This is a genomic window from Rhabdaerophilum sp. (assembly GCF_046092605.1).
In the GTDB taxonomy this organism is placed as follows: domain Bacteria; phylum Pseudomonadota; class Alphaproteobacteria; order Rhizobiales; family Beijerinckiaceae; genus Rhabdaerophilum.
In genome coordinates this window covers 1-13,328 of record NZ_JBJTDY010000159.1, presented here as the reverse complement: position 1 = coordinate 13,328, position 13,328 = coordinate 1, and the positions used below count along the sequence as shown (strand labels likewise).

Sequence of the window (13,328 nt, the reverse complement as noted above, 5' to 3'; positions counted from 1 at the left end):
CGGCCGGCACCGCTCAGATCGCGCCCTTGCGCAGCAGCACATTGCCGTAGAAGCGCGCATCCCCGCATTGGACGATACCGAACGCCGCGCGCGCCGCGCCATAGAAGGCGAAGCGTTCAAGCGACACGAACCGGCCCGCATAACCCGCTGACCGGATGGCCCCCCGCAAGTCGGCCATGGCCGGCGGCACCTCCTCCGGCTTGTCCACGACCTGCATGAAGCGCACGGGATCATCCGTGAAATCATCGAGTGGCAGCAGGGTCAGCACGGCGGTCGCGGCCGCCTCGACCCGGATGCCCGGCAACCGGATCAGCCTGCCGGTGACCGTGTTCGCCGCAATCGTTTCGGCCGGATGATTGGCATCAACAATCGCGAGATCATCGCCATGGCCCATGCTCGCAAGCAGGTGCAGGAGTTCCGGCGAAAGCAGCGGATCGATCCCCTTCAGGCGCATGGTTTCCCCCGTTTCGCCAGATAGAGGCGGGCGGCATTTGCGCCGAAGATCGCCTCGCGCTCATCCGCGCTGCGCGCCGCGAGCAGGCTTTGGGCCACTTGCGCCCAGCCGAGATAATCACCGGCGAGGTTCAGCACGGGCCAATCCGAGCCCCAGAGCAGGCGAGCCGGCCCGAAAGTCGACAGAAGATGCGTGACATAGGGCACGAGATCCACCGCTTGCCAGCCCGGACCGGCCTCGGTCGCCAGCCCCGAGAGCTTCACCATGACATTCGGCCGCGCCGCCAAAGCCGCCATATCCGCGCGCCACGGATCGAGCAGGCCGTCCCGAATGAACGGTTTTGCGGCATGGTCGATGACGATCGGAAGGGCCGGATGCCGATCGGCCAGCACAAGCAGCCGCGCGAGATGGCGCGGCCGCACGAGGGCATCAAAAACGAGCCCTTCCGCCTGCATCGCGCCGAGCGCATGCCCAACCCTGGCCGAGAGCATCCAGTCCGGATCGGGGATGTCGTGGATCATCGGGCGCAGGCCCACGAGAAGCGCGTCGCGGGCAAGGGCGGCGATGCGCGCCGGGGCCTCATCCGCATCGCAATCGACCCAGCCCACCACGCCCGCGACATGCGCGGTCCTGCACGCGATCTCCAGCAGGAAACGCGTCTCGGCTTCAGTCGGCGCGGCCTGCACGAGGATGGTGCGGTCGATGCCTGCCTGTTCCAGCAGGGGCGCAAGATCATCGGGCCCGAAATCGCGGTGGATCGGCGCCAGAGCCGGGGTCAGCCAGCCATAATCGCCGCGCGCCAGGCTCCAGTAATGCTGGTGGCTGTCGATCCTCACGCTCCCGCCCCCGACGGGATCAGCCCGGCCGCCGCGAGATCCGCCCAGAGGCTTGCGGGAACCTCCGCCGCCCAGCCCGCGAGATTGCGCTCGACCTCGCGCGGATTGACCGCCCCCAGAACCACGGAGGAGACGGCCGGATGGGCGCGGGCGAAATGCATCGCCGCCACGGGCAAGGCGACGCGATGCTCGGCGCAGATCGCCGCAATCCGCTCGACCCTCGATCGGATATCGGGACCAGCCTCGGCATAATCGTAGCGCGCGCCGGGGATCGCGCCCGTTGCGAGAATGCCCGAATTGAACACCCCGCCCAGCATCACGCCGATGCCCCGCGCCTCGGCCAGCGGCAGGAAAAACTCCGCGGCGCTGCGATCCAACAAAGTGTAGCGCCCGGCGAGAAGCACGCAATCGATGTCGCATCTTTCGGCGAGGCGCAGGCAGATTTCCGCTTCATTCACGCCGAGGCCAATCGCGCGAACCACGCCTTCGTCGCGCAGGCGCAAGAGGGCACGGTATGCCCCGGCGATCGCCGTTTCGACATGGCCATCGAGCGCATCGCCATGGTTGCGGCGGTCGAGATCATGGATCAGCGCGATATCGATGCGGTCGGTGCCGAGGCGCAGGAGGGATTGCTCCAGGGAGCGCAACGCGCCGTCATGGCTGTAATCGAGCGTCGCCGCGAAAGGCAGGCCACCGACATAGCCCTCGCGGTCCCACGCGCCGCGCGCGGGTGACATCACGCGGCCGACCTTGGTGCACAGCACCAGCCTCTCCCGGCCCAGGCGGCGGATGGCCGTGCCGATGCGGTGCTCGGAAAGCCCATGGCCGTAGAGCGGCGAGGTGTCGATCAGGGTCATCCCCGCTTCCACCGCCGCGACAACCACCGCGATGGCCGCCTCGTCATCGAGAAGCGCGTAGAGATCGCCGATCGGGGCAGCGCCAAAGCCGATTTCGCTGACCATCAGGCCCGAGCGGCCGAGCGATTTCATCCGCATGGCTGGCCTCACTTGCCCATCAGCAGGCTCGGCAGGAAGGTGGTGAGCGGCGGCCAGAGCGTGATCGCGATCAGCACGGCGATCAGCGGCATCAGCCACGGGATGATCGCGCGGCTCATCGACTCAAACGAGATATTCGCGATCCTTGCCGTGACGAACAGCACGACACCGACCGGCGGCGTGATCGTGCCGATCATCAGGTTCAGCACGAAGATCAGCCCGAACTGAAGGGGGTCGATGCCGAACTGCGCGGCAGCCGGCACGAGAATCGGAATGAGGATCAGCATCGCGGCCAGCGCTTCCATGAAGCAGCCGACGATGAGCAGCAGGATGTTCACCGCAAGCAGGAACATCAGCGGATTGCCCACCCATTCCACGATCATCGGACCCACGGTCTGCGGGATGCGCGAGATGGAGAGGCACCAGCCCAGCGCGGCGGCGGTCATCACCAGCGCCAGCACGACGCCGGTCGTTTCCACGGTATCTTCAACGAGTTTCGGCAGATCCTTCAGGTTGAGATCGCCATAGACGAAAAGCCCGAGGATCAGCGCATAGACCGTCGCCACGCCGGCCGCTTCCGTGGGCGTGAACCAGCCCGCGATCATCCCGCCGAACAGGATCACCGGCGTCATCAGCGCCCAATGCGCGCGCTTGTAGGCCACCCACACCTCGCCAAGGCCGGGGAACGGATGGCGCGGCATGTTGCGCCGCCGGGCCACTTCCGTCACCATCAGCATCAGCGCCAGCGCCATCAGCAGGCCGGGAATGATGCCCGCGAGGAACAGCCCGCCGATCGAGACATCGGCGGAAACGCCATAGATCACCATCGGCAGCGAGGGCGGGATGATCGGCCCGATCGTGGCGGAGGCCGCCGTGATGGCCGCCGCAGTCTCTGGATCGTAGCCCTCGTCCTTCATCGCCTTGATCTCGAGCGTGCCGACGCCCCCCGCATCGGCCACGGCCGAGCCCGACATGCCGGCGAAGATGACGCTCGCGAGGATGTTCGCATGGCACAAGCCGCCACGCAGCCAGCCGACGCAGGCCGTGGCAAAGGCGAAGATCCGGTCGGTCACGCCGCCGGAATTCATGATGTTCCCCATGAGGATGAAGAGCGGTGCCGCAAGCAGGGGGAAGGAATTCGCGGCCTGCGCCACCTTCTGCGGCACGATGCCGGCAGGGATGCCGGCAAACCAGACGAAGGCGAAACTCGCGAGCCCCATCGAGGCAAAGAGCGGCACGCCCGCGAGCATGGCCCCGACCCAGCCGAGGATGATCCAGCCCATCGTGGCGGTCACAGCGGCTGCCCTCCCGCCTCGGGTTCATCGAACGTCTCACCGCGCCAGACCTGGCCGATGGCGAGGAGCGCCTGCGCAGAAACGACCAGGGCCACGAAAGGCACCGGCAGATAGAGCAACCCGGCCGACAGGGGCAGCGAGACCCAGTCGATATCCCAGTTGCGGCCGATGAGCGGCCAGCCCCACCAGATCAGCGCCAGGCAGAACCCCACAAGCGCAAGCTGGACGATCGTTTCACCCACCCGCCGCAGGGCATCCGGCAGGAAGCCCTGCAGCATGGTGATGCGGATATGGCTGTTGCGGCGGGCAGCGATCATCCAGCCGGTGAAGCCGGTCCAGACCAGCAGATATTGCGCAGCCTCGTCTGACCACGCGACCGGATGGTTGATCGCGCGCATGGCGACGCCGATGACCACTGAGGCAAGCAGGGCCAGCGTGAGCAGCAGCGCCAGCACCCGCAAGGCATGATCGAGAAATCGGGAAATGCCTGACATGACCCCTCCTCCCCCGCAGCTGAAGCGGGGGAGTTCGCGAAATCGGCACTCAGAGCGCCTTCAGCGCCTCGAACGAGCCCTTGCCCCAGCGGCTTTCGAACTTCGCCGGAACCGTGGCAAGAACCGGCTTGCGCCACGCCTCGAGATCCGGCTCGACCACCGTCATCCCCGCCTTCTTGAGCGTATCGACGAGGCCCGCCTCCTGCGAGAGCAGTTCCTTGTCCTGCCAGGCCGCGCCCTCGTCGAAGGCCGCCTGCAGCAGCGAGCGATCCGCCCCCGGCAGGCCCTTCCAGAAGGCATCGTTCACGATGATCATGCGCGGGGTGATGATGTGCTCGGTGAGCACGAGGAACTTCTGCACCTCGAAGAACTTGCCGGACTGGATGGTCGGCAGCGGGTTCTCCTGCCCGTCCACCGCGCCCTGGCTCAAGGCGAGGTAGAGTTCCGGGAAGGCGATCGGCGTCGCCCTGGCGCCCCAGGCCTCGGCCATGGCCTGGAACACATCCACCGGCGGCACGCGCAGCTTGAAGCCAACCATGTCGGCCGGCGTCTTCACATGCCGGCTGCCGGTGGTGAGGTGGCGCTTGCCGTAATAGGTCACGTTCAGCATGCGCATGCCACGCCTGGAGGCGAGTTCCTCGTTCATCCTGGCGAAGATCGGCGCGTCCTTCACCTTCGCGAGATGGGCCGCGTCGCGCCAGAGATAGGGCGCTTCCACCAGCGTCAGCGCCGGCAGGAACGCGCCCAGCGCGCCCGCGCCGTCGGTGGTGAATTGCAGCGCGCCGGCCGAGACCGATTCCATCATGTCCTTGCCGGAGCCGAGCTGGCCGCCGGGAAAGACCTGGATATCGATCCGCCCATTGGACTTCGCTTTCACATCGGCCGAGATGCGCTGGACCATCTGCACCTGCGGATGCGTGGCCGCGAGCAATTCGCCCCAGCGGATCACGGTGGCCTGCGCGCGCAGAACGGCCGGCATGGCCAGCCCGCCCGCGAGCCCTGCCGCTCCGGCGAGGATGTGACGACGATGGAATCCTGTGGTCATGGTCTCCTCCCTCTTGTTCGGCGCCATCCCGTTTTCGGGCTTTCTGGCGCTGGCCGGATTGGCCCCCTTCTCAACCCATATCGATGGCTCTGGCGCGCGAGGCACTGATATGCGCGGTCATGGCCAGAACCGCCCCTTCCGCATCCCGCCTTTCGATGGCCTCGATGACCTTCAGGTGGTCCCGCATCACGGGGATCACCAGTTCGGCATAGAGCTTGGTCTCGTTCTGGCGGATCAGCTTGATCTTGATCCAGTTGACCCGGAACGCCTTGGAAACGATATCATTCTCGAGATGATCGATGATCGCCTCATGCAGGTTGCGATCCGTCGCTTCCGCATCCGCGATCAGGCTCTCGCGCTCGCCCGCTTCCGCCCGAGCGATGATCGCCTCATGCGAGGCGCGCAGCCGCGCGATGGCTTCGTCACTGCGGTTCACCGCGAAAAGCGCCGTGGCCTGGCTCTCCAGGAACAGGCGGAACTGGTAGGCATTGCGGATGAGGTTCAGATCCACATGCGCGATCTGCATGCCGCGCTGGGGCACGGTGGTAACCAATCCCTCGGCCTCGAGCCGGGGGATCAGCTCGCGAATGGCGCCGAGCGTCATGCCGGTCATCTCGACCAGCTCGCGCTGCGAGACGAACTGCCCCGGCTTGATGTCGCGCGCGAGCAGGCGCTCGGTAAAGCTGTCATAGGCCTTGTCGCGCAGCTTCACCGGGTTCAGCGCCATTTCAGGCCGCCTTTTCCGCGCCATTCGCGAGAATGGCGGCGAGCGCTCCGGCGAGCTTGCGTGTCTGCGCCGGGGTGAACGGATCGAGCGGCGGTCGCATCGCGCGCCAGGCCGGGTCGCCCTCGCGCTCGCCGATCATCGCCTTGATCGCGGACATGAAGGAATAGCCGAGAATGGCCTCGACCATCGCGTTGACGCGGGGCTCTTCCTTGCCCTCATGCGCGAGCGGACGCAGCAGATCGGGCGCGATATTGGCGAGGCCGCAGATGCTGCCCGCCCCGCCCTTCCGCACGGCGCGCGCCAGGTGGCGCTCGTCGCCCACCAGAACCTGCATGCCCTTCAGCGCCTTCAGGCGCTGCTCGGTCTCCTCCCAATCGCCATTCGAATCCTTGATGCCGATGATCGCTCCCGGAAAGGCTTCCGCCAGCCGCAAGGTGAGTTCGATCGAGAGCCCGTTCCGGGTCATGCCGGGGATGTGGTAGAGAACGACGTCGCGCAGATCGCCACCCAGCCTCTCGAAAACGGCCGAAAAGAAGCGGAAAAGCCCGTCATCGCTGGCATGGGCAAAATAGAAGGGCGGCGCCAGCAGCAAACCGCGGCAGCCCATCTCATAACCGGCGCGGGCCTGCGCTACCGTATCCTCGATGGTCGCCGCGGAGACGCCCGCGAGCACCTTCGCGCCCATCTCGATGCCCGAGGCGGCAACCGCCCCCAGGGCCTGATAGCGCTCGGCCACGCTCAGGGAAGCGCCCTCGCCTGTTGTCCCGAAGAGCGTGAAGCCATCGCAGCCATTGTCGAGAACCCAGCGGCCCTGCTTCACGAGGCGCGAAAGATCGATACGGCCATCCCTGGAGAAGGGCGTGGACAAGGCGCAGTTGAGCCCGATCCCGCCAGCCTTACCCGATTTCGCCATGCCGTTTCTCCTCTCGCCGCACGCAAAGATCTTACTGATCAGTTCAATCTGTCAAGAGTAACATGTTAGCGCATCTCGGCATGCTTGGGCGGTGGCGTCCAGGCTCGATGGCCTTGCCCCCCCTTTTTGTGCCTCCCCCCTCTTGTGCCGCCCCCTCTTGCGCTGATCACGCCCGGCGGGCCGCCGGCGCAGGCGCGCCCGGCCGCGATCGGGGATTTCACCTCCGGACGATCGCCGGGGCTGACTTTTCCTGCCCGTTGGAGGATGCTTCCCTGAACGGAGCGCCCACCCCCGAATCCTTGCGCGATCGCCCTTGCGGTCGCGCCATCCCGGAGACCGAGAATGAACCAGATCCTGCGCATGGAAGCCGCCAAGGGTGTCTTCATCAACAATCGCTGGCAGCCCTCGAAATCGGGCAAGTCGATCCCGATGATTGCGCCTGCCGATGGCCAGCCCTTCGCGGCCATCGGAGCGGGCAACGCCGAGGATATCAACCTCGCCGTGGCGGCGGCCCGCGCGGCTTTGGAAACCGGCGCCTGGGGCCGCCTCAGCGCCACCGAGCGCGGCCGACTGCTGATGCGGCTCTCGCGCCTTGTCGACGACCATTTCGAGGAACTGGCGCTGCTCGAAGCGCGCGATACCGGCAAGCCGCTGAAACAGGCCCGTGCCGATATCGTCGCGATCAGCCGCTATTTCGAGTATTACGGCGGCGCCGCCGACAAGGTGCATGGCGACACGATCCCCTTCCTCGAGGGGTTCCTCGTCAACACGCTCTATGAGCCTTTGGGCGTCACCGCCCATATCATTCCGTGGAATTATCCGGGCCAGATGTTCGGCCGCACCGTGGCCCCCGCGCTGGCCATGGGCAATGCCACCGTCATCAAGCCTGCGGAGGAGGCCTGCATGGTGCCGCTGCGCCTCGCCGAACTCGCGGCCGAGGCGGGTTTCCCCGAAGGCGCGATCAATGTCGTGCCGGGTCTCGGCGAGGAAGCCGGTGCTGCGCTCTCCAACCATCGCGGCATCGATTTCATCTCGTTCACAGGGAGCCCGGAAGTCGGCACGCTGATCCAGATCGCGGCCGCAAAGAACCATATCGGCTGCACGCTCGAACTCGGTGGAAAATCCCCGCAGATCGTGTTCGGCGATGCCGATCTCGGCGCGGCGGTGCAATCCGTCGCGGCGGCCATCGTGCAGAATGCCGGCCAGACCTGCTCGGCCGGATCGCGCGTGCTCGTGGAACGGCGCATCTGGGACAGGTTCATGGCGGACCTGAAGCTGCGCTTCGAGCAGATCCGCGCCGGCACGCCCGAGATGGATCTCGATCTGGGCCCGGTCATCAGTGCCGGCCAGAAGAACCGCATCGGCGCGATGCTCGAGCGGGCGGAGCGTGACGGCGCGCGCATCCTCGCGCAGGGGCAGATCGCCAGCAACACGCCGGCCGACGGCTTCTATGTGCGGCCCACGATCTACCACGAGGTGAACCCCGCCTCCGAGCTCGCGCAGCTCGAAGTGTTCGGCCCCGTGCTCGCGGCCATGCCGTTTGACAGCGAGGAGGAGGCGATCCGTCTCGCCAACGGCACGGATTACGGCCTCGTCGCGGGCGTCTGGTCGGGCGACGGCAGCCGCGCGATCCGCGTCGCGCGCAAGGTGCGCGCGGGCCAGCTCTTCGTGAATGGCTATGGCGCGGGCGGCGGCATCGAACTGCCCTTCGGCGGCATGAAGAAATCCGGCCATGGCCGCGAGAAGGGTTTCGAGGCGCTCTATGAATTCGGCGCGCTCAAAACCCTTGTCGTGAAGCACGGCTGACCCCGCGAGGCGGAGTCCGTCTCCGCCTTCTCTCTCAGGAATTCAAGGAGTTGACCATGCGTCTCCAAGGCAAGACCGCCCTGATCACCGGCGCGGGTTCGGGGTTCGGCGAAGGCATCGCGAAGACCTTCGCCCGCGAGGGCGCGAGGGTTGGGGTGGTCGATATCAACCTCGAGGGCGCAAGGCGCGTCGCCTCGGAAATCGGCGCCTCGGCCATCGCCGTGAAGGCCGACCTGACCTTGATGGCGGAAACCGAGTTGGCCGTGAAGGCCACGGCGGAATTCGGCGGCGGGCGCGTCGACATCGTGGTGAACAATGCCGGCTGGAGCCACAGGAACAAGCCGATGCTGGAGGTGACGGAGGAGGAGTTCGACCGCGTCTACGCCATCAATGTGAAGGCGATCTTCCACATGTCGCGCGCGATCATTCCGCATTACCGCGCGAAAGGCGGCGGGGTGATCCTCAATATCGGCTCCACCGCCGGCATCCGTCCGCGCCCCGGCCTCACCTGGTACAATTCCACCAAGGGCGCGGTGAACCTGCTCTCGCGCTCGATGGCGGTGGAACTCGCGCCGGACAGGATCCGCGTGAACTGTGTCGCCCCGGTGATCGGCGCGACGGGCCTGCTCGAACAATTCATGGGCATGCCAGATACGCCGGAGAACCGGGCGAAATTCCTCGGAACCATCCCGCTCGGGCGCTTCTCCACCCCGGCTGACATCGCCAATGCCTGCCTCTATCTCGCCTCGGATCAAGCCGAATTCGTCACGGGCGTTGTCCTCGAGGTCGATGGCGGCCGGACGATCTGACCGCCCCCAGGACGACATCCCGCCGATGACCTCAAGGGAGTGGCGACAGCCTCTGCCCGGAAAAGAAGGCCCCGACACGCGCATCGAACGTGACCGCTCGATAAGGGAGATCATGTCGATGCGGGAGATCGCGAACAGGACTTTGCGGCGGAGCGCGCGAGGCCCTTCTCGCCGCATGATCCGTGCTTCACTTCTTCGGCGGGAAAGCCGTGCGCCGGAAGAGCGGTTGATCGTTCATGAAGCCGACCTCCTCGGCGACATGGCAGGCCATGCAGGCATTGCGACCAAGATCAAAACCCTCCCAGGCCTTGTTGGCGTCCTTCGTCTTGAAAGAGGCAAGGATGGGATCGTAAACGTTCTTGATGAACATCGCATCGGAATTGGGCTGGCGTTTGGGCCGCTTCATGTAGCCGGTCGTGATCGAGGACTTTATCTTTTCCCAGTGGTACATGGCGAGTTCGTAATTGCCGTCCGCCAATGCATCATAGACCCGCTGGTAGCGTTCGCCGACCTCCCACATGGGCTGATCAAAGCCACGAAGGAAGGTCTGCAACTTCGTGAAGCGCTCCGTGTCATTGTCTGCATTCAGAAGCCAGTCATTCACATTCTTCTGGGGCGCGGCCTGTTGCGCCTGACCAGCCTTCATGAAGGGTGCTGCCATCAGTCCGGCACCAAACAGCATCAAGATCGCGAGCTTTGTCCATTTCTTCATCGTTTCCCCCATTTTGCCATCAACACGTGACGTCTCTTGCACGAAACGTCCGACCGTGATCGCATAAGGATCAGCGACCAAGTTTAAGGCAGTTTTCGAAGGGGAGTGGCATCGCTTGCGCCTGTTGTTGGTGGAGGATGAGCGCCGATTGGGCAATCTATTGCATGCCTCGCTGCATGAGGCGGGTTTTGTGACTGATCGCGCCCTGGATCTCGCTGACGCTCGCGATCTCGCCCGCCGGGAGCGTTTTGACGCTCTCCTCGTCGATCGAGGTTTGCCGGACGGCGATGGGTTGGAACTTGTCCACGAGTTACGCGCTGCCGGCAACGCGGTACCAGTGCTCGTGCTCACGGCGCGCGATGGCGTGCCGGATCGGGTGGCTGGGCTCGAGAACGGCGCCGACGACTACTTGGTCAAACCTTTTGCGATTGAGGAATTGATCGCGCGGGTTCGCGCCGTTCTGCGTCGACCTGGCGGAGCGCTCGGCCAGGAACTGAGAGCGGGAGACATAACTTATGATGCAATCGAACGCGTCGTCATCATCGGTGACCGAAACCTCGTTTTGCCCCGGCACGAACTCGCAGCGCTTGAATGCCTGATGCGGCGATTGGGCAGGGTCGTCACGCGTGAAACCCTGATCGATGCCCTGTATGGACGCGATGGGGAGCCCGCCTCCAACGCAGTGCCGGTCCATATTCACAATCTGCGCAAGAAACTTCAGGAAGCAGGAGCGCAAGCCAGCATCATCACCTTACGGGGGCTCGGCTACATGCTCCAGGCCGAGCCTCCATGATCGACCGCCAGTCACTGGCCTGGCAAGTCGGCATTCGACTGGCCATCATCATGCTGGCGCTCACTGCCATCGGGCTCGGCTGGCTGGTTTGGCACACCAGCGTGATCGAGGCCGCTCACGGCCCTTCCAACCTTGTCCATGCCGTGATCCAGGAGTTTTTCCTTGATCTCGCCTGGGGTGTCCCCGTGTTCATCGCTCTGATCATTCTGATCGGTGCCTGGGCGTTGAGGCGCGCCCTCCTGCCTCTGAGGCAGGCTTCGGCGGCAGCGCTCGAGATTGGCCCGGACGCGCTGCATCAGCGGATTCCGACAGCCCGGCTACCCAGTGAAATTCGACCGCTGGCGGAGGCCGCGAATGATGCATTCGACCGCGTGGAGAAGGCCTATCGCACGCAGCAGCGCTTTGTCGCCAACGCAGCGCATGAATTGCGCACTCCGATCGCAGTCGCGCGCGCAGCGGTAGAGCGCCTGCCGAAAAGCGCCGAACAGCGCGAAGTGCTGGCGGACATGGTCCGGCTCTCGCACCTCGCATCTCAATTGCTGGAACTGGCCCGTCTCGAACGTCCGCTGCCCGCCTCCGCGCGGCTCGACGCGGTTCCCTATCTGCAGGAGATCGCGCGCGAACTGGCGGCGAGTTCGCTCGACGCCCGCGATGTCCGCGTTGCACTCGAAGCTCCGAACAGCCTGTTTGTCCGCGCGGATTCAGAGCGCCTCATTGCCATCATCCGCAACCTGATCGAGAATGCCGTGCATCATGAACCGCGCGGCGGCGAAATCCTGATCCGTCTGACGTCTGACGGGCAGATGACAGTCGATGATCGCGGTCCAGGCATTCCCGCCGGCGACGAGAAACGCATCTTCGAGCGTTTTGAGCGCGGTTCCTGGACCAAAACAAGTGGTTCCGGCCTCGGCCTGGCGATTGTGAAGGAAGCCTGTGCCATGATTGGCGCGACGATCCGCGTCGAGAACCGCGATTCCGGCGGAGCACGGTTCAGCGTTGGATTCCGTCTCGCCTGATCCGCTTTTGCTGCTGGTTTGCCGCGGGGCCGGGCAAACCCGTTTTCTCATCATCTCGATGATCGATTTCGCTTGGAAGCCGAGCTTGTCACGCGCCGCGTCCGGGAGGTGGTGCGATGCTCAGACGCCATTGCGGACCGGCTTCGATCGGGCCGCGAGGGTTTCTGGAGCGGGCGACGGGAATCGAACCCGTGTCTCTAGCTTGGAAGGCTAGGGTCTTACCATTACACAACGCCCGCGAGGCGACCAGAGAGGTAATCGCGGCAACGCGCCAAGGCAAGGGGAAAGGCGCGGCTTTCTCACCCCTTCGGCTCCAGCCTCGGTGCCTTCCTGGCGAAGAACTTCTCGAGGCTGGGGCGCAGATCCGGGTTGGTCATCACCATGCCGGCGAGCAGGCTTTCCGCGAAGAGGCCATCGGTCGTCGACATGTCGTTGATGCGCGAGATGCCGGTGAGGATCGCGAAATTCGTGACGTCGTAATGCTCGGCCGCGGCCTCCGCGATGGCAATCGCGCGCTTCTCGCCCTCGCCGTTCTCCACGATCTCGTGGGCAAGACCGACATCATAGCCGCGCTGCGCGTCATAGGTTCGCGCCGCGATCATCATGTCGATCATGCGCGCGGGCGTCATGATCCGCGCGACGCGCACCGTCGCCCCACCCCCCGTGAAGACCCCGCGCTGGCCCTCCGGCAGTGCGAAGAAGGTGGATTTCTCGGCCACCCGCACATGCGTCGCGGCGGCGATTTCGAGGCCGCCGCCCACCACCGCGCCCTTCAGCGCCGCGATGATGGGAATCGAGCCGAACTGCATCGCATCGAAGGCGCGATGCCAGTTCTGGCACATCCGCATGAATTCCACCGGGCCGCGATTGAGATCGTAATGCTCCTGCAAGTCGAGCCCGGCGCAGAAATGCGGCCCGGCCGCGCGCAGAACCACCGCCTTCACACTCGCCGGAGGCCGGGTGAAGAAGCGCTCGATGGCCTCGATCGTCGCATCATCGATCGCGTTGCGCCGCTCCGGGCGGTTCAGCGTGAGAAGCGCGATCTTGCCGCGGGTTTCGATGTCGAGATTGGGCATGGCAGAACTCTGGCAGAAAGTCTGAGGCACGAGACAGATGACGGATCGCCCCGAACACCCTACCTTTTCGCAAACACCCTTGGGGAAGTCGACGACGAAACCGGGGAAGTCAATATCGTCGCGCATCGGGGAGTGGTGCATCATGGGTTTTCAGGCGTTGCTCGTGGACAAGCTGGCCGACGGCCAGGTGAAGGCGATGGTGACCACGCTGGAGGACGGGGCGCTGCCGACCGAGGGCAATGTCACCGTTCGGGTCGAGTATTCCACGGTCAATTACAAGGATGGCCTCTGCATCACCGGCGGCGGAGGGCTCGTGCGCAGCTACCCGCATGTGCCGGGCATGGATTTTGCCGGGAC

Annotated in this window: 15 protein-coding genes and 1 tRNA gene; 5 read left to right on the top strand and 11 right to left on the bottom strand. The window is 65.1% G+C overall.

The window, feature by feature from the left end:
• Nucleotides 1–13: 13 nt before the first annotated feature.
• From ACKODO_RS12320 to ACKODO_RS12285, 8 genes are all read right to left on the bottom strand, one after another.
• Nucleotides 14–454: an RbsD/FucU family protein gene (locus ACKODO_RS12320; RefSeq protein ID WP_408983731.1), complete on the bottom strand. Its 441-nt coding sequence runs from the start codon at nt 452–454 to the stop codon at nt 14–16.
• The gene (locus tag ACKODO_RS12315; protein WP_408983730.1) at nt 445–1,290 is read right to left on the bottom strand and encodes an amidohydrolase family protein; all 846 of its coding nucleotides are present in this window, start codon (nt 1,288–1,290) and stop codon (nt 445–447) included. Before ACKODO_RS12315 ends, ACKODO_RS12320 begins: the two co-directional genes overlap by 10 nt.
• Nucleotides 1,287–2,285 (bottom strand): aldo/keto reductase, encoded by a 999-nt coding sequence (locus ACKODO_RS12310; RefSeq protein ID WP_408983729.1) that lies wholly within the window; start codon nt 2,283–2,285, stop codon nt 1,287–1,289. Before ACKODO_RS12310 ends, ACKODO_RS12315 begins: the two co-directional genes overlap by 4 nt.
• An 8-nt stretch (nt 2,286–2,293) precedes the next feature.
• A complete protein-coding gene (locus ACKODO_RS12305; protein ID WP_408983728.1) occupies nt 2,294–3,580 on the bottom strand; it encodes a TRAP transporter large permease in 1,287 nt (428 codons plus the stop codon).
• Nucleotides 3,577–4,074 carry a TRAP transporter small permease gene (locus tag ACKODO_RS12300; RefSeq protein ID WP_408983727.1) on the bottom strand — a complete coding sequence of 166 codons (498 nt, stop codon included), beginning with the start codon at nt 4,072–4,074 and terminating at the stop codon, nt 3,577–3,579. The genes ACKODO_RS12305 and ACKODO_RS12300 overlap by 4 nt, the downstream gene beginning before the upstream one ends.
• A 49-nt stretch (nt 4,075–4,123) precedes the next feature.
• Complete coding sequence (locus ACKODO_RS12295) at nt 4,124–5,119, bottom strand: sialic acid TRAP transporter substrate-binding protein SiaP (RefSeq protein WP_408983726.1); 996 nt, start codon at nt 5,117–5,119, stop codon at nt 4,124–4,126.
• A 70-nt stretch (nt 5,120–5,189) separates the two neighbouring features.
• Nucleotides 5,190–5,846, bottom strand: coding sequence for a GntR family transcriptional regulator (locus ACKODO_RS12290; RefSeq protein ID WP_408983725.1), 657 nt, complete (start codon nt 5,844–5,846; stop codon nt 5,190–5,192).
• A gap of 1 nt (nt 5,847) precedes the next feature.
• Nucleotides 5,848–6,759, bottom strand: coding sequence for a dihydrodipicolinate synthase family protein (locus ACKODO_RS12285; protein WP_408983724.1), 912 nt, complete (start codon nt 6,757–6,759; stop codon nt 5,848–5,850).
• A 342-nt stretch (nt 6,760–7,101) separates the two neighbouring features.
• Between ACKODO_RS12285 and ACKODO_RS12280 the strand changes: the two genes are divergently transcribed.
• Together ACKODO_RS12280 and ACKODO_RS12275 are read left to right on the top strand one after the other, a co-directional pair.
• Entirely contained in the window at nt 7,102–8,565 is a 1,464-nt protein-coding gene (locus ACKODO_RS12280) for an aldehyde dehydrogenase family protein (protein ID WP_408983723.1), read from the top strand.
• 56 nt (nt 8,566–8,621) lie between these two features.
• Complete coding sequence (locus ACKODO_RS12275) at nt 8,622–9,374, top strand: SDR family oxidoreductase (protein ID WP_408983722.1); 753 nt, start codon at nt 8,622–8,624, stop codon at nt 9,372–9,374.
• Nucleotides 9,375–9,561: 187 nt separating this feature from the next.
• Here the strand turns inward: ACKODO_RS12275 and ACKODO_RS12270 are convergent, their stop codons facing one another.
• Nucleotides 9,562–10,167, bottom strand: a complete 606-nt coding sequence (locus ACKODO_RS12270; RefSeq protein WP_408983721.1) for a hypothetical protein — start codon at nt 10,165–10,167, stop codon at nt 9,562–9,564.
• A 34-nt stretch (nt 10,168–10,201) separates the two neighbouring features.
• Between ACKODO_RS12270 and ACKODO_RS12265 the strand changes: the two genes are divergently transcribed.
• Nucleotides 10,202–10,879: a response regulator transcription factor gene (locus tag ACKODO_RS12265; RefSeq protein ID WP_408983720.1), complete on the top strand. Its 678-nt coding sequence runs from the start codon at nt 10,202–10,204 to the stop codon at nt 10,877–10,879.
• Nucleotides 10,876–11,895 carry a sensor histidine kinase gene (locus tag ACKODO_RS12260; protein WP_408983719.1) on the top strand — a complete coding sequence of 340 codons (1,020 nt, stop codon included), beginning with the start codon at nt 10,876–10,878 and terminating at the stop codon, nt 11,893–11,895. The genes ACKODO_RS12265 and ACKODO_RS12260 overlap by 4 nt, the downstream gene beginning before the upstream one ends.
• A gap of 165 nt (nt 11,896–12,060) precedes the next feature.
• Here ACKODO_RS12260 and ACKODO_RS12255 read toward each other — a convergent pair.
• Both ACKODO_RS12255 and ACKODO_RS12250 read right to left on the bottom strand, forming a co-directional pair.
• Nucleotides 12,061–12,134 (bottom strand) — tRNA-Gly (locus ACKODO_RS12255).
• 60 nt (nt 12,135–12,194) lie between these two features.
• Nucleotides 12,195–12,971: a crotonase/enoyl-CoA hydratase family protein gene (locus ACKODO_RS12250; protein WP_408983718.1), complete on the bottom strand. Its 777-nt coding sequence runs from the start codon at nt 12,969–12,971 to the stop codon at nt 12,195–12,197.
• Between the two features lie 142 nt (nt 12,972–13,113).
• On the opposite strand from ACKODO_RS12250, the gene ACKODO_RS12245 reads away from it, so the two are divergent.
• Nucleotides 13,114–13,328: alcohol dehydrogenase catalytic domain-containing protein (locus ACKODO_RS12245; RefSeq protein ID WP_408983717.1), on the top strand; the 215-nt coding region annotated here is incomplete at its 3' end.